The 15,832-nt window shown below is 65.9% G+C and carries 13 protein-coding genes; 12 read left to right on the forward strand and 1 reads right to left on the reverse strand.

Annotated features, from left to right (window positions below; genetic code table 11):
- The first annotated feature begins 138 nt into the window (after window positions 1-138).
- The 12 genes from F6X40_RS04335 (at window position 139) to F6X40_RS04390 (ending at window position 14,774) form a co-directional block, all read left to right on the forward strand.
- A complete protein-coding gene (locus tag F6X40_RS04335; RefSeq protein WP_187626935.1) occupies window positions 139-1,635 on the forward strand; it encodes an alkaline phosphatase family protein in 1,497 nt (498 codons plus the stop codon).
- A 354-nt stretch (window positions 1,636-1,989) separates the two neighbouring features.
- Entirely contained in the window at window positions 1,990-3,798 is a 1,809-nt protein-coding gene (gene treA / locus F6X40_RS04340) for an alpha,alpha-trehalase TreA (protein ID WP_187626984.1), read from the forward strand.
- A gap of 149 nt (window positions 3,799-3,947) precedes the next feature.
- On the forward strand, window positions 3,948-5,243 hold the full coding sequence (locus F6X40_RS04345) for an MFS transporter (protein ID WP_187626936.1): 1,296 nt from the start codon (window positions 3,948-3,950) through the stop codon (window positions 5,241-5,243).
- 261 nt (window positions 5,244-5,504) lie between these two features.
- Window positions 5,505-6,368, forward strand: a complete 864-nt coding sequence (locus tag F6X40_RS04350) for an ABC transporter permease (protein WP_187626937.1) — start codon at window positions 5,505-5,507, stop codon at window positions 6,366-6,368.
- A 2-nt stretch (window positions 6,369-6,370) separates the two neighbouring features.
- A complete protein-coding gene (locus tag F6X40_RS04355) occupies window positions 6,371-7,423 on the forward strand; it encodes an ABC transporter ATP-binding protein (RefSeq protein WP_187626938.1) in 1,053 nt (350 codons plus the stop codon).
- A gap of 11 nt (window positions 7,424-7,434) precedes the next feature.
- Complete coding sequence (locus F6X40_RS04360; protein WP_187626939.1) at window positions 7,435-8,496, forward strand: extracellular solute-binding protein; 1,062 nt, start codon at window positions 7,435-7,437, stop codon at window positions 8,494-8,496.
- 3 nt (window positions 8,497-8,499) lie between these two features.
- Window positions 8,500-9,387, forward strand: a complete 888-nt coding sequence (locus F6X40_RS04365) for an ABC transporter permease (RefSeq protein ID WP_187626940.1) — start codon at window positions 8,500-8,502, stop codon at window positions 9,385-9,387.
- A 73-nt stretch (window positions 9,388-9,460) separates the two neighbouring features.
- Complete coding sequence (locus F6X40_RS04370) at window positions 9,461-10,651, forward strand: M24 family metallopeptidase (protein ID WP_187626941.1); 1,191 nt, start codon at window positions 9,461-9,463, stop codon at window positions 10,649-10,651.
- 66 nt (window positions 10,652-10,717) lie between these two features.
- Complete coding sequence (locus F6X40_RS04375) at window positions 10,718-11,965, forward strand: metal-dependent hydrolase family protein (protein ID WP_187626942.1); 1,248 nt, start codon at window positions 10,718-10,720, stop codon at window positions 11,963-11,965.
- A 74-nt stretch (window positions 11,966-12,039) separates the two neighbouring features.
- Window positions 12,040-12,960: a LysR substrate-binding domain-containing protein gene (locus tag F6X40_RS04380; protein ID WP_090810843.1), complete on the forward strand. Its 921-nt coding sequence runs from the start codon at window positions 12,040-12,042 to the stop codon at window positions 12,958-12,960.
- A gap of 84 nt (window positions 12,961-13,044) precedes the next feature.
- Window positions 13,045-13,755, forward strand: a complete 711-nt coding sequence (locus F6X40_RS04385; RefSeq protein ID WP_262421364.1) for a PotD/PotF family extracellular solute-binding protein — start codon at window positions 13,045-13,047, stop codon at window positions 13,753-13,755.
- 41 nt (window positions 13,756-13,796) lie between these two features.
- The gene (locus F6X40_RS04390) at window positions 13,797-14,774 is read left to right on the forward strand and encodes a N(4)-(beta-N-acetylglucosaminyl)-L-asparaginase (protein WP_187626943.1); all 978 of its coding nucleotides are present in this window, start codon (window positions 13,797-13,799) and stop codon (window positions 14,772-14,774) included.
- A 44-nt stretch (window positions 14,775-14,818) separates the two neighbouring features.
- Here the strand turns inward: F6X40_RS04390 and F6X40_RS04395 are convergent, their stop codons facing one another.
- Complete coding sequence (locus F6X40_RS04395) at window positions 14,819-15,529, reverse strand: FadR/GntR family transcriptional regulator (protein WP_187626944.1); 711 nt, start codon at window positions 15,527-15,529, stop codon at window positions 14,819-14,821.
- Window positions 15,530-15,832 lie beyond the last annotated feature (303 nt).

Genomic DNA, 15,832 nt, shown 5'->3' on the forward strand with positions numbered 1-15,832 from the left:
CGCGACGGCCCTCGGATACCTCGGGTTCGAAACTTGCTGCCCACGACCAACCCGCCGCTCGAATCGGCGCGCGCGTTTTGCTTCGCGGCAGGCTGGCATGGACGGACGCCCGCGCCGCATCCAACGAGGAGACGTGTCATGGGCGACGAGACTCACCCGAATCAGGGACACGACCGCCGCCGCTTTCTTGCGGGCGTGGCCGCGGTGGCCGGCAGCGTTGCGCTATCGGGTTGCGGAGGCGGCGGTGGATTGGGCGGAGACGGCCAACCGGGCGGCGGGAGCGCCAGCGAACCTGCGTCCTCGATTACCGACATTCCATCGCCCAACGCCGCCGACCGCTACAGCCTGCCGCGCCCGGCGTTGCCCGCGCCCGCCAGTTCGGGCATCGACTTCATCGTGCTGGTCACGATGGAAAATCGTTCCTTCGACCATTTCCTCGGCTGGGTGCCGGGGGCCGAGGGCATGCCCGCGAACCAGCACTTCAAAGACGCGTTCGGCGCGACGCAAACGCCGTTTTCCCTCGCGGCGAATGCCGCGTACGGCTATCAGGCGTGCGCCTACCAGGACCCCAATCACAGCTTCTCGGGGGCGCGCACGCAACTGGCATCGGGTGCGATGAATGGCTGGCTGCTCACGCCGGGCACGAGCCTGAACCCGGGCGACCTGCTGCCTATCGGCTACTACACGTCGGCCGATCTTCAATTTTTCAACGCCGTGGCGAGCAGTTATACGATCGGCGACTTCTACTTCAGCGGCATTCTGACCAGCACCTTTCCCAATCGCCTCTATCTGCATAGCGGCGCAACGGATCGGCTCGACGACAGCACCGACACTTCGTCGCTCGCCACGATCTGGGACAAGCTGAGCGACGGCAATATCGACTGTCGCTACTACTACCACGACGTGCCGTTCACGGCGCTTTATGGCACGCGTTATCTGGGCATTTCGCGCCCGTTTGCGGATTTCCTCGTGAATGCCGCGGCCGGGACGCTGCCGCCGTTCTGCATGGTCGATCCGTCCTTCGCGGGCGAGCTGGAAGGCGTTTCCACCGACGATCATCCGCATGCCGACATCCGCGACGGCGAGGCGTTTCTCGCGCAGGTCTACGAGGCGCTGCGCACGAGCCCGACGTGGAGCCGCACGCTGATGATCGTCGTCTACGACGAATGGGGCGGCTTTCTCGAGCACGTGGTGCCGCCCACCAGGCCGATCAGCAACGGCGAGCTCACACTCGGCAACGACGGCAAGCTCGGCTTTCGCGTGCCGCTCGCGCTGCTTGGCCCGCGCGTGCGCGCGAACTCGATCACGCGCTATCCGTTCGACCCCAGCTCGATTCACGCGCTGCTGCAATGGCGCTTCGGCGTACAGCCGCTTGGCGTGCGCGGCAGCGACCCGGCGACGTTCAATCTCGCCTACGCGCTCGATCTCGACGACGCGCCGCGCACCGACGCTCCCGCGTTCACGGTCGCCCAAGGGCCGTTCGGCGGGACCTGTCTGGGGGCGGCGGCGCCTTCGCCCTCAAGCTCCGTAGCGGCGATCGATCAGTCGCAAAAGCCGGCGATCAACCCGACGGCGGACCGCTTCGCGGATCTGCGCGCGAAGGCGGCGTCACTAGGATTCCGGACCGGAGGCTAAGCTGGGTTTCCGCTTAAAATGAGCGGGCCGCAAGCCGGCGCCGGACCGGGCCGCGCTGGGATTCTGAATGGCAGCGCGCACGGCGGGATGCACGGCCTGATGAAGGCTCATGCCTTGAGCGCAGTTTGGTGAGAAACGCTTGCGCGCGACATCGTTTTGCGAAGCGGGCCCCGCACTTGCTGGCGAGACCGTCTCGAAGCCCCGCGGCAGCGTGCAGCATGTCATCGGCGCGCGCGGCGGGCCGCCTACGTCGACGTCACCGCGTCGTCCTCAACGGGTCCGCCGATGCCATTTCGTTACGATCTTCCCGTTTGGTGTTCCCGCGAGCGGCCGTACCACCGCGTTGTAGCCAACGTGGCCGCCGCGCTGGCGCTCGCCGCAAGCACCAGCGTCATTGCGCAATCCGCGCCGACGGTTGCGCAGACCCAGCCGGCCGTGCCGGCCGTTACGCTGCCCGCATCGGCCGCCGCCGCGAATGCCGCCAGCAGCGCAGCGGACCGGCACGTCGAAAACACAAATCACGCGCAGCCGTCGCCGGTCGTGCCGACGCCGCCGTCCGAGCTGTACGGCGAGCTGTATCGCGACGTCGAACTCGCGCATCTTTACCCGGACAGCAAGACGTTCGCCGATATGGCGCCAGGCGAGCCGCCGGCCCAGGTCATCGCCGACTACGACAGCCAGCGTGCTCAGCCGCGCTTCGACCTGAAACAATTTGTCGAACAGCGCTTCACGCTGCCCCCGCGCGCGCCGAAGCGCTACGCGTCCGATCCTGACGAGAGCGTCACCGCGCACATCGATACGCTGTGGAGCGTGCTGCGCCGCGAACCGGATGCGAGCGCGAGCCCGTACTCGTCGCTGTTGCCGCTGCCGTCGCCGTACATCGTGCCGGGCGACCGCTTCGACGAGATCTACTACTGGGATTCGTACTTCATCCTGCTGGGGCTCGACGCGAGCGGCCAGCAAGCGCTCGTCGACGACGAGCTGAACAATTTCTCGACCTTGATCGACCGCTATGGCCACATCCCCGACGGCAATCGCACGTATTACCTGAGCCGTTCGCAGCCGCCGTTCTTCGCGCAGATGGTGCAGCTCGTCGCGCGCAAGGAGGGCGATCAGGTCTACGCCCGCTATCTGCCCGAGCTGCGCCGTGAATACGCGTACTGGATGGCCGGCAGCGACCATCTCGCGCCGGGCAACGCGGCCCACCATCTCGTGCGCCTCGCCGACGGCACGCTGCTCAATCGCTACTGGGACGAGCGCGCGGCGCCGCGCGACGAGTCGTACCGCGAGGATGTGATGACGGCGCAGCGGATGCCGCAACGCGATGCGCAGGATTTGTGGCGCAACCTGCGCGCGGGCGGCGAAACCGGCTGGGACTTCAGCTCGCGCTGGTTCGCCGACGGCAGGACGCTCGCGAGCATCGACGTGACCTCGCTGGTGCCAGTGGACCTGAACTGCCTGATGGTGGACCTCGAACGCACGCTCGCGAAAGCCTACCGTGTGACCGGCGATGCAGGCCACGCCGAGAACCTCGAACTACGCGCCCGGGTGCGCGCCGATGCGATCCGCCGGGTGCTGTGGGATCCGCAACTGCACGCTTTCGGCGACTACGACTTCGTGCACCGCACGCTCACGCACCGGCTTACTGCCGCGACGGTGTACCCGCTTTACGCCGGCGTCGCGACACGCAACGACGCGCGCGAAGTGGCGCAGACGATCCGGCGCGATCTGCTGCGTCCGGGCGGTCTCGCGACGACGCGGACCAACACCGGCCAGCAGTGGGACGAACCGAACGGCTGGGCGCCGCTGCAGTACCTCGCGGTGATCGGGCTGCGCCGCTATAGCGAGCCGGAGCTCGCGCGCGATATCGCGACGCGCTGGATCCGCACCGACGTCGCGTACTACCAGCGCACCGGCAAGCTGGTCGAGAAGTACGACGTCGACGCGAGCGGCAAGTCGGCGGGGGGCGGCGAGTATCCGCTGCAGGACGGCTTCGGCTGGACCAATGGCGTGCTGCGCGTGCTGATGCAGCTCTATCCGGATGCGGTGAGTTCGACGCGGCCGGCCGATCTGCCGGGCGGCGCGGTGGGGGTGTCGGATGCGGCGGCATCGGCGGCGGCCGCGCCGCAGACGTCGCACAGCACGTCGCCCGCGGAACACTAGTTGCAAACGAGGCGCGCAGCCAGGCCCGCGCGTTCCGAAGAGGTAGTCGCGATACCAGGATGATGGGTTGACTGCCTGGCGGCGGCGCAGCCCGTTACGATGCTTTGGATAGCTCGAACAGACCCTCGTCACCCTGGAAAGCCTCGAAGATGAATCGCAAGCTCGACGTACCATCGGCCGAACCGGTGCCGCCGCAGGCGCAGGCCACGGCGACAGCCAAGGCCGCCCCGCCGGCTGGCGATGAAGCCGCCGCGCATTGGCAGCGCAATCTGTGCGTGTGCGTGTTCGGCTCGTTTACGACCATCGTCGCGATGACGCTGCTGCTGCCGTTCCTGCCGCTCTATGTCGAGCAGCTCGGCGTAAAGGGTCATGCGGCGATCGTGCAGTGGTCCGGCGCCGCGTTCGGCGCGACCTTCTTCAGCGCCGCGCTCGTCGCGCCCCTGTGGGGCAAGCTCGCGGACCTCTACGGCCGCAAGCTGATGCTGATCCGCTCGAGCCTCGGCATGGCGGTCGCGATGTCGCTGATCGGCATGGCGCACTCGGCGTGGCAGCTGGTCGCGTTGCGGCTGCTCGCCGGATTGCTCGGCGGCTATGCGTCGGGCTCGATGATCCTCGTCGCGACGCAGACGCCGAAGGCGCGTTCGGGCTGGGCGCTCGGCGTGCTGTCGTCGGGGATCATGGCGGGCAATCTGGTCGGCCCGCTGATCGGCGGCTTCCTGCCGCCGTTGATCGGCATCCGCGCGACCTTTTGGGCCTCGGGCGCGGCGATCTTCGTCGCCTTTCTCGCGACGGCGTTTCTGATTCGCGAAATGCCGGTTCGCAAGCGCGCGGACAGCGCGCCGAAGCAGGGCGCGTGGGCCTCGGTGGACGACAAGCGGCCGGCCATCGCGATGCTTGCCACGGGTCTGCTGCTGATGGTCGCGAACATGTCGATCGAGCCGATCATCACCGTCTACGTCGCCCAGCTCACGAAGCCTCAAAGCGTGACGATGGTCGCGGGCTTCGTGATGTCGGGCGCGGCGCTCGGCAGCGTGATCTCGTCGTCGCGTCTCGGCAAGTTCGCCGATCGCGCCGGGCACTGGAATGTGATCGTCGGCTGCCTCGCCGTATCGGCGGTGTTGCTCGTTCCGCAGGCGTTCGTCACCGCAAGCTGGCAGCTGATCGTGCTGCGTTTCCTGATGGGGATGGCACTGGGCGGCCTGTTGCCGTGCATCGCGAGCGTGATCCGCCATAACGTGCCGGCGAGCGTGACGGGCGCGATCCTTGGGTACTCGGTGTCGTCGCAATACGCGGGGCAGGTGGCCGGCCCGTTGCTGGGCGGTTTCGTCGGCGGACACGTCGGCATGCGCGCGGTGTTTCTCGGCACCAGCGTGCTGATGGCGCTCGGCGCGCTCGCGAACTGGCGCGTAAAGTCGGGCAGGGCACGGGCAGCGGTGGCGCGCTGATACAAGCCACCTCGACGGTCAACGGGTTTGCCATTCCGGCGCAAACACCGTTCCCCTGGGCGACCGGCGCCCGCGTAAACCCCAGCGCGCGTCTAGCCAGAACCCGCTTTGCTCCTTTTTTTATTCATGCTACTGTGAATCGCAGTTCGTCAGGCTATGCAAATTTACATTGTGACCAGCCGAGGCGGAGCGGGGGTGGCCTGAGGTCGCCACTCCGCCGGACACACCCCAACGTGTAATCCCGACCAAGGAGAAAGCGCGGTGACGCAGGTTCCGATCGACGGTAGCAGCATCGTTTCCGCGCGCGCTTTGTCCCACCCACGTCTGTCCCCGGCGAAATGGTTCGTCAGGGCGGGCGTCGCGCTCATCTATCTGTTCATGCTGAGCCCGCTGATCTTCGTGATCTGGCTGAGCTTCTTCAAGGACGCGATCATCACGTTCCCGCCGTCCGGCTACACGCTGTCGTGGTACGTCAACGCATGGCGTAACGACGCGTTCGCGCATGGTTTCGTGCTGTCGCTGAAGCTCGCGGTCGGCGCCGCGATCGGCGGCGTGGTGCTCGGTGTCGCCGCCTCGCTCGCGCTTGCGCGCTACCGGTTTGCTGGGCGTCGCCTCGTCAGCAACACGCTGCTGCTGCCACTAGTCGTGCCTGGTATCGTCGCCGGCATTGCGACCTATCTGTTCTACCTGCGCGCCGAGAATGCGCTCGACACCGACATCGTCGGCACATTCGGCGGCCTGCTGCTCGCGCATATCTGCCTGACGATCCCATGGACGATCCGGCTCGTCACCGCGAGCCTGGGCCAGCTCGACACCACCGTCGAGGAGGCGGCGCGCAATCTCGGCGCCGGTGCGTGGCGCACGCTGTGGCGCGTCACGTTGCCGATGCTGCGGCCGGCGATCGTCGCGTCCACGCTGTTCGGCTTCATCGTCTCGTTCGAGAACCTCGAGATGACCTTGCCGCTCGTCGGCCCCGGCAAGACGACGTTGCCGATCGCAATCATGCAGTACCTCGAATTCAATCTCGACCCAACCATTGCGGCGGTATCAGCCGCGCAGATCGTGCTGCTTGGCATCGTGATGCTGATCACCGATCGTTTCGTGAAGCTCGGCAAGGTGATCTGATCATGGCTCAGGTATCCCTGCGCAATCTGCGCAAGCAGTACGGTGCGACGACCGCGGTCGCCGACGTGTCGTTCGATATCGCCGAGGGCGAGCTGGTCGCGTTCCTCGGCCCGAGCGGCTGCGGCAAGACGACGACGCTGCGCATGGTCGCGGGCTTCGTCGAGCCGAGCGACGGCGAAATCTGGATCGGCAACACCGAGGTCACGCGGCTCGCACCCGACAAGCGCAATACCGGCATGGTGTTTCAGCGCTATGCGTTGTTTCCGCACATGACCGTCGCGCAGAACGTCGCGTTCGGTCTGGAAATGCGGCGTGTACCGAAGGCGGAGCGCGACACGCGCATTCGCGAGGCGCTCGACATGGTGCGGCTGAGCTCGCTCGCCGAACGCTATCCCCGGCAGTTGTCCGGCGGCCAGCAGCAGCGCGTCGCGATTGCGCGCGCGCTCGCGATCCGGCCCGACGTATTTCTGCTCGACGAGCCGTTGTCGAATCTCGACGCGAAGCTGCGCGTCGAGGTTCGAGAAGAAATTCGCGCGCTCCAGCAGCGTCTCGGTCTCACGACGATCTTTGTCACGCACGATCAGGAGGAAGCACTTGCGATGGCGGACCGCGTGGCCGTCATGCACGACGGACGCGTGCAGCAGATCGGCAGCGCGGACGCGTTGTACGAGCGGCCCGCCAATCCGTTCGTCGCGAGCTTCCTGGGCCGCATGAATTTCCTCGCGGGCCACGTCGACAACGGCCAGTTCATCACGGCGAACGGCGAAAAGATCACGGTCAACGCGGCCGCGCGCAATGCCAACACGCTCGGCATCCGACCCGAGCGCCTGCGTCTCGCCGCGGCGCCCGAGCACAGCGAAGCGTCGATCCCGGTCCGGCTGGCCGACCGGATCTATCTCGGCGCGACCGTCGAATTGCGCCTCACGAGCGAGCGCGGCCAGAGCCTCGTCGCGCTCGTGCCGAACACCGCGCACGCCGGTGCCGCCGCATGGTCGCCGGGCGACACGCTGCACGCGTGCTTCAGAACCGAAGATTGCCTGCTTTTTTCCGCCTGAAGGACCATAAAATGAGCTATCCCATCACGCGCCGCACGTTTCTGAAAGCTGCTTCCGGTCTGCTCGTCGCTCCGTCGCTCGGTTTCGATCCGCGCACGGCGCTGGCGGCCGACGCTTGCCCCAACGTCGTCGTCGGCACGTGGGGCGGCGATTATCTGAACCTGCTCGAACAGAACATCGGCAAGCCGATCATCGAGGCCGCTGGCGGTCGCGTCACGTACGACTCGGCGGATCAGATCGGCCGCATGACGAAGCTGCGCGCGGAGAAGATGTCGCGTCACGGTTCGCTCGACGTCGCCTGTCTCGCCGACATCGACATGTTCGACGTCAACCGTTCTGGGGTGCTCGAACCGCTCGACACGACACTGGTGCCGAACTCGGCGCGCACGATCGAAGCGCTGCGCCGCCCGTATTCGATTCCGCACATCTTCAGTGCGATGGTGATCGTCTACAACCCGGAGAAGTTTCAGGCGAAGCCCGATTCGCTCGCGGTCGCGCTCGATCCGAAACTGAAGGGACGGGTGGGTTTTTCCGACATTCTGTACAACTTCAACGTGCTGCAGTCTTCGCTCGCGGCGGGCCAGCACAATGGCGACACGGCGGCCGGTATCCAGTTTCTGCGCGAGGTGCGCAAGCAGCAGCCGAAGGTCTATCCGTCGAACGAAACGGTCGCGGCGGCGCTGAAAAGCGGCGAAATCTGGATGACCTGCATGTGGAAAGCGCGCGCGCTGCAGTGGAAAAAAGGCGGCGTGCCGGTCGACTACGCGTTCCCGAAAGAGGGCGGCGTGCCGGTCACGTTCGAGGCCGCCGTGCCGAAGAACGCGCCGACGCGTGCGTGCGGCTTCAACTATCTGAACGCGATGCTCGATCCGCGCGCGCAGGTCGGCTTCGCCGAGACGATGGGCTATGCGCCGACCGTCACCGATGCGGCCTTGCCGCCGACGCTGCAACAGAGCGTCGGCTTCACGAATGCCGAACTCGATCGCCTCGCGAAAGTCGACTACGCGCGTTTCACCGCGGAAAAACCGGCGCTGCTCGACTTCTGGAACAAGGAATTCAAGCCGGGACTTTGAACCATGACGACGAGCGCACTGAACGCCGCGCCGCGGCGCCGCGACTTCGCCGGGGGCCTGCTCGCTGCGCCCGCCGTGTTGGTCGTGCTATTCGTGATCGTGCTGCCGGGCGCGCAACTGGTGCGCTACAGCTTCAATCATTTCGACTCGGTCCAGATGATGCAGGCGGCGTTCACGCTCGAGAACTACGTCCAGTTTCTGACCGATCCGTACTACCACGCGGTGCTGTGGACCACGATCAAGGTGGCCGCGCTGTGCACGGCGCTGTCGCTCGTACTCGGTTTTCCGGTCGCCTATGTGCTTGCTAAAACACAGAGCCGCTTCAAGAGCCAGCTGGTGATGCTGCTGGTGTTTCCGCTGCTGGTCGGCAACGTCGTGCGCGCGGCGGGTTGGATGGTCATGCTCGGCAACGCGGGTTTCGTCAATGCGATGCTGATGGCGCTCGGCCTCGTCGATCAACCGGTGCGGCTGCTGTATACGCCGTTCGCGGTGGTGGCCGGCACCACCGCCGTGGTTCTGCCGTACATGATCCTGACCTTGCAGAGCGTGCTCGAAGGCCTCGATTTCTCGATCGAGGAAGCCGCGCGCAATCTCGGCGCGAACTTCGCTCAGACGCTCGCGCGCGTCGTGCTGCCGATCGCGGCGCCCGGCGTCGCCGCCGGCACGATGCTCGTGTTCATTCTGTGCATGAACGCGTACGCGACACCGGTTCTGCTCGGCGGCACCGGCATCACGATGATGACGCCGGCAATCTACGACCAGATCGCCAAGGCGAACAACTGGCCGTTCGGGGCCGTGCTGTCGATCGTATCGATGGTCGTCACGTTTGCGCTGGCGCTGTTGTCGCACTGGATCATCCAGCGGCGCTACGCGAAGACGATGATGACCTGAACTGGCAGGGCGCGCCGCGGGCTGGTGGGTGGGATGCGCCTCTCCTTAATTCTTCTTCCTGAAGGAACGACAGATGCCAATCCTCACCGACAAGACTCGCGCTTACCGTCACGACCTGATGCAAAAACTGATGGAACGTCGGCGAGTCGATGCGCTGATCTTCACGTCCGCCGACTTCTTCCAGTGGGCGACCAATTTCCACGTCGACGTGCAGACCTGGGAGCGGCCGATCGCCGTGTGCGTGCCGCTGTCGGGCGAGCCGTTCGCGATCATGAACGAGCTGTCGACGCATCACGTGATGATGGCGCGCGAGCGCGGACATCTGTGGCTCGACGATATCTCGTTCTACTCCGAGCATCCGCGCGTGGTCGAGCGGCAGCCGCTGCTCGCGGAAGTCCCGGAACTGATCGCCGCGCGTTTGCGCGCCGCCGGGCTTGGCGCATCGCGAATCGGCGTCGAAGCCGCCGGCGGTCCGCTCGGCCGCGCGGCGGCGCTGCTGCCGGACGCGAAGTTCCTGCCGATGCTCGCCGAGCTGCGCTCGTTGCGCTGGGTCAAGCACCGGGAGGAGATTGCCATCATGCGGGCCGCCGCAAGCCTCGCCGATTGGGTGCAGGACCGCTATCGCGAGAACATTCGCCCCGGACGGCTCGTTCAGGAACTCGACTATCAGATGGCCGCCCTGATGGTGACCGAAGGCGCGCGCCGCTTTCCTGGCGAGAACCTCGAAGTGATGCGTTGCTGGACCTTGTCGGGACCGGCATCGGCGTCGCCGCACGGCGACGGTGCGTCGTGCGGCGCGCAGATCAAGGCGGGCGACGGTCTCGTCAATATCGTGATTCCGCGTTTGAACGGTCTCGTGATCGAGAACGAGCGCACCTGGTTCTGCGGCAAACCGGGCGCCGAGCAGGCGCGTTTTCATGAGGTCGCGCGCGCGGCCAACGAGGCGGCCGTCGCGGCGGCCGTCACGGGTCAGCCGGTTTCGGGTATCGACGCGGCCGCGCAGGCGGTGATCGAGCAGGCCGGCTGCGCGAAGTACATCCGTCATCGCACGGGGCATGGCATGGGCATTATCGGTCACGAGTATCCGGACGACATGGCGTTCAATCACCGCGCGCTGCTGGACAACGAGGTGTACTCGGCGGAGCCCGGCATCTATGTGTACGGCCTCGGCGGTTTCCGGCTCGACGATTCGGTCGTGACCGGCCCGACGCCGGAGCTGCTCACGAAGACCCCGCGCACGCTTGCGCACGCGACCATCGATTGAGTCGCGCAGCGCGCGACACCCTTCAACGTTGGAGATGACCCGGATCTTGTACCGGGAGGAGACCTGATGGAGTCGATTCTGTTCTCGCACTGCGCGCTGCTCGATCCCGCTGCCGGCGAATTGCGTGAGGACCACGCGGTGCTGGTGGAAAACGGACGCATCAAGGAGGTCTCGGACCGGCCGATCCGCAGCGCGTCCGCACGCGAAATCGACCTGCGCGGCAAGACGCTGATGCCTGGCCTGATCGATTTGCACGTGCACGTGCATGCGACGCAGCTCAATCTCGCGGCACAGGTGAACTTGCCGAACGTCCTGGTCACGCTGAAGTCGTTGCCGTTGTTGCAAGGCATGCTTCGGCGTGGCTTCACGACAGTGCGCGATGCGGGCGGCGCGGGCTTCGCGCTCAAACAGGCGTTGGAACAGGGGCTCGCCGAAGGTCCGCGCCTGTTCGTGTCGGGCCGCGCGATCAGCCAGACCGGCGGACACGGCGACATGCGCGGCCGCAGCGACTACATCGGCACCGATAGCCCATGCGGGTGTTGCGCGCGGGTCGGCGCGATATCGCGTGTCGCCGACGGCGTCGATGCCGTGCGTCGCGCGGTGCGTGAAGAGCTGCAGATGGGTGCCGACCAGATCAAGATCATGGCCTCGGGCGGCGTCGCCTCGCCCACCGATCCGGTCGGCGCATGGGGCTATTCGGAAGACGAGATCAGGGCGATCGTCCACGAGGCGCGGGCGCGCGGCACCTACGTGCTCGCGCACGCGTACACGGCCGAGGCGATCGCGCGCGCGGTGCGCTGTGGCGTTCGGACGATCGAGCACGGCAATCTGGTCGACGAAGCGGCTGCGCGGGTGATGGCCGAGCACGGCGCGTTCGCGGTGCCGACGCTCGTCACCTACGACGCGCTCGCGAACGAAGGCGAAGCGCTCGGCCTGCCCGCCGACAGCGTCGCGAAGATCGGGAGCGTGCGCCAGGCGGGCCTGCGTTCGCTCGAAATCTTCCGCGCGGCGGGCGTGCCGATGGGCTTCGGTAGCGATCTGCTCGGCGAATCGCAGCGTCTGCAAAGCGATGAATTCCGCTTGCGCAGCGAAGTGCTGACGCCGCTCGAGATCCTGCGCAGCGCAACGGTGGTCGGCGCGCAGGTGCTCGGCCAGGTCGGGCAGCTCGGACAGATCACGGCAGGCGCGCACGCCGACATGCTCGTCGTCGACGGCAATCCGCTTGCGTCGCTCGACTGTCTGCTGGGGCAGGGCGAGCGCATTCCGGTCGTGATGAAGGGCGGTAGAATCCATGCCTTTGATTTGCCGGCGTGACATGCGCAGCGCTCCCTTGCGAGCGAGGTTGACAGCGGGAAGCGCCGGCGGCCCATGCAATCCGGAGAGAACGGATGGACTTTCGGCACATCGACGCATTCAGGGCGCTGATGCTCACGCGCACGACGACCCGCGCCGCGCAGGTCATCGGCACTTCGCAGTCGGGCATCAGCCGCCTGATTACCGATCTGGAGCGCTCGACCAGTCTCACCCTGTTCGATCGCAGTCGCGGCCGGCTCGAACCGACCGTCGAAGCCCTGGCGCTGTTCGAGGAAGTCGAGCGGCGCTATGCCGGCCTGGACAACATCCGCGAGTTCGCGCTGAGCTTGCGCAATCCGTCGACCGCGGTGATTCGCGTGGGCTCGGTCGTATCGTTCGGGCTCGGCTACTTCGCGCGCGTCGTGGCGAACTTTCATCGCCGGCATCCGGCCGTGCAGATTGCGTTGACGACCGGGGCATCGTCGCTGATTCGCGATCAGGTGGTGTCGCGTCAACTCGCGCTCGGTCTCGTCACGAATACGGTCGACGTGACCGGCACCGATTCGACCGCCTTCGCGCAGCTCGACGCGATCTGCGCGTTGCCGGCCGGTCATCCGCTGGGCAAGCGCAAGGTCATCAAGGTGGCGGATCTGCGCAATCAGCCGATCGTGTCGTACGATCTGCCCGACCTCGTGCGCTGGGGCATGGATCAGGTGTTCGCGACCGGTCAGCTGCAATCGCAGGTGGTGGCGACCGCGCCGTATTCGGTCAACATCGCGACGATGGTCAAGGAAGGCCTCGGCATTGGTTTGCTGCATCCGGTGTCGGCGTACGACTTTCTCGACTCGAATCTGATCTTGCGCCGCTTCGAGCACGCAATGCCTTTCTATACGCTGAAGATCACGCCGCATGGCGCCGCGCCGGCTCCGCATCTCGACGAATTGTCGAAGGTGATGGAGGAGACGCTCGAAGAAGTGCTGGCGGCCGTGAATACGCGCTTGACGGCAGCGAGTTGACCGATTGCCGCTTCGCGGCGGCAGCGGCGTTCCCCACCTATCCCATGAAATACCGATCGGGCCACCGAGGCCTGACGTCGTCTGTTGCGGCTGCCGAACCTTGCCAACGTGATTCCGCAATTTCGTCGCAGCTACGCGGTCCCGCACCTCTTCAGCGCGCTCGTGCTCGTCTACGATACCGACAGGGTGCGCACGCGCCCGGACGGTCTCGCCGCGCTGCTGGACCCTCGATTCAAGGGCAAAATCGGCCTGGTCGATGATCAGTATGACTATCTGACGCTCGCGGGCGCGCTTGCCTCGGGTGGGCAAGCGAGCGATCTCGCGCTCGGGCAGAAGTATTTGCGCGCGCTGCGCGAGGCATCGCCGCGAGTGTATCCGTCGGTCGATGCACTGGCGTCGGCGCTCAAGAGCGGCGAGATCGTCGTGACCGTCACGTGGAAGGCGCGCACGCTGCAGTGGAAAAAGGCGGGCCTCGCGGTCGATTACGTGTTCCCGAAGGAGGGCGCATTACCGGCCACGTTCGAGGCCGCGGTCACGGCGGGCAGCAAGTCGTCCGCGTGCGCGTTTCCCTATCTGAATGCGATGCTCGATCCGCGTTCCCAGCGCGCGTTCGCCGAATCGATGGGCTATGCGCCGACGATCACGAACGCGAACCTGCCGCCGTCGTTGCAACAGGCGGTGGGCTTCTCGGGCAAGGAGCTGGAGCGGATCGTGCCGGTCGACTTCGCGATGCTGATGAAACACAAGACGGAAATGCTCGACTTCTGGAACAAGGACTTCCGCGCTGGACTTTGACCCTGAGGCTCCGCACATTTCTGCCTGCAAGACCCAAACACATGATTATTCTGACCAACAACGAAGGTAAATCCGGCATCGGCTTGACCGCGGAACTACTGCGCAATGGCGGTGCCGGGCTCGACGCGGTCGAGGCAGGCATCCGCCTCGTCGAAGATGACGAAGAGGTGCGCACGGTCGGGCGTGGCGGCTGGCCGAATCTGCTCGGCGAAGTCGAGCTCGATGCGTCGGTGATGGATGGCTCGACGCTGCGGACCGGCGCGGTCGGCGGCCTGAAGGGCTTCAGGCATCCGGTCAGCGTCGCGCGTGCCGTGATGGAGCGGCTGCCGCACGAGCTGCTGATCGGCGAGGGCGCCGCGCGCTATGCGGCCGAAACGGGTGCCGAGCGCTGCGAGCTGCTCGCCGAACATTCGCGCAAAGCGTACGCGCGCTGGTTCGACGGCGAAGTCAGCGCGACCGACAGGGCCGCGTGGCCGAACGTGCCGCTCGAACGCTATTGCCACGACGCGGTCGATCCGGAGATCGGCAAGGACACGACCGTGTTTCTCGCAATGGACAGCGCCCGCAATGTCGTGAGCGGCACGAGTACATCGGGATGGGGCTGGAAATATCCGGGCCGTCTCGGCGACAGCCCCGTGATCGGCGCGGGCTCCTATGCCGATAGCCGTTACGGCGCCTGCGCATGCACGGGCGCGGGCGAGATGACGATCCGCGCCGGCACGGCGCGCGCGGTGGTGCTCTACATGAAAATGGGCATGAGCGTCGAGCGCGCGGTCAGCGAAGCGGTCGACGATATGCGCGCGCTCAAGGGCGGCTTGATCAGCCGCGTGACGATCCATGCGATCGATGCCGCGGGCAATCACCGCGTGGTGGCGGTCAATGGCTTGCCGGGCAATCACTACTGGGTGTGGACGCCAGTCATGGCGCAGCCGGAGAGCCGTGCTTGCGAGCTGATCCAGATCTCAGAGGGTGAGCCGCAGAGCAAGCGGATTGCGATGCAGGTTTATACCGACGTTTGAGGGCGACGCGTAGTGGTGAATCAGCGGTATTCCCGCAGCGGCACCTAAGACGTCTTCTGCCCCCCCGCAATCACCCGCTCCAACGACAGCTTCAAGTGACGCTGCATCGCCGCCTGCGCCTGAATCGCATCATGCGCCTCCAGCGCTTCCAGAATCACGAGATGTTCTTCGGGCACGGCGCCCCACGTCGTCTCGTTCTCGAAGTGGCCGCGCAGCTTTTCCGACAGCGGACTATGCCGCGCATCGAATAGCGAGCTGACGGTGCGCACCAGCACCTCATTGCAGGACATTTGCGCGATCGCGAGATGGAACGCGCGATCGGCCGCGACCGGAATTCTGCCGGCCTTTACTTCGCGCTCCATCTCGTTGTAGATGGCGCGCAGCATCTTCAGATCTTTCGGTTTGCAGAACGGTGCGACGCTCGCGACGATCGAGCCTTCGATCAGGCAGCGCGCGCCGAGGATGTCGAGCAGGCTATCGCCGAGTTCGGCCTGCGACAGCGACGCATCATTCTGCGCGGACGGCGTCGCGCACAGGTAGACGCCCGAGCCCATGCGAATCTCGACGAGCCCTTCCAGTTCCAGCGCGACCAGCGCCTCACGCACCGACGGCCGCGACACGCCGAGCGTCTCCGCCAGCGCGCGCTCGGGCGGCAGGCGGCCGTTCGGCGCGAAGTCCGGCTGAGCGATCAGATCGCGCAATTTTTCGGCGATCTGAAGATAGAGACGGCGAGTGTCGGCAGGTTTGGCGGTCACGAAACGATTCCCGGCGATGTAGCTTGTGCAAGCCCGATAAGGCGAGCGCCGATTGTAGATCGAAGCGCCCGGCACGCAAACCGCGCGCCCTCGGGGGCGCGCTGACAGTGTTCGGGATTTCCCCAACTCCGTGTAAATTGGCTTGACCAGTATCGCACGCGCCGTTATTTTTGCAAATTGGTAAGGCCGGATTGACGCCACGGAGACGCCAGCCGTGCAGCCCTGCTGGTCGCTCCGCATCCCGATACCCGATCAATTTCTCCATGACGATGAAGACTGTCATTTGCGAACAACCCGGCCAAC

Source organism: Paraburkholderia sp. UCT31 (genome assembly GCF_014397655.1).
In the GTDB taxonomy this organism is placed as follows: domain Bacteria; phylum Pseudomonadota; class Gammaproteobacteria; order Burkholderiales; family Burkholderiaceae; genus Paraburkholderia; species Paraburkholderia tuberum.

Bases quoted from the DNA above. Each gene is read 5' to 3' on its own strand.
- F6X40_RS04360 (WP_187626939.1), top strand. From the start codon at position 7,435: ATGAGCTATCCCATCACGCGCCGCACGTTTCTGAAAGCTGCTTCCGGT.
- F6X40_RS04335 (WP_187626935.1), top strand. From the start codon at position 139: ATGGGCGACGAGACTCACCCGAATCAGGGACACGACCGCCGCCGCTTT.
- F6X40_RS04375 (WP_187626942.1), top strand. From the start codon at position 10,718: ATGGAGTCGATTCTGTTCTCGCACTGCGCGCTGCTCGATCCCGCTGCC.
- F6X40_RS04345 (WP_187626936.1), top strand. From the start codon at position 3,948: ATGAATCGCAAGCTCGACGTACCATCGGCCGAACCGGTGCCGCCGCAG.
- F6X40_RS04370 (WP_187626941.1), top strand. From the start codon at position 9,461: ATGCCAATCCTCACCGACAAGACTCGCGCTTACCGTCACGACCTGATG.
- F6X40_RS04355 (WP_187626938.1), top strand. From the start codon at position 6,371: ATGGCTCAGGTATCCCTGCGCAATCTGCGCAAGCAGTACGGTGCGACG.
- F6X40_RS04365 (WP_187626940.1), top strand. From the start codon at position 8,500: ATGACGACGAGCGCACTGAACGCCGCGCCGCGGCGCCGCGACTTCGCC.
- F6X40_RS04390 (WP_187626943.1), top strand. From the start codon at position 13,797: ATGATTATTCTGACCAACAACGAAGGTAAATCCGGCATCGGCTTGACC.
- F6X40_RS04380 (WP_090810843.1), top strand. From the start codon at position 12,040: ATGGACTTTCGGCACATCGACGCATTCAGGGCGCTGATGCTCACGCGC.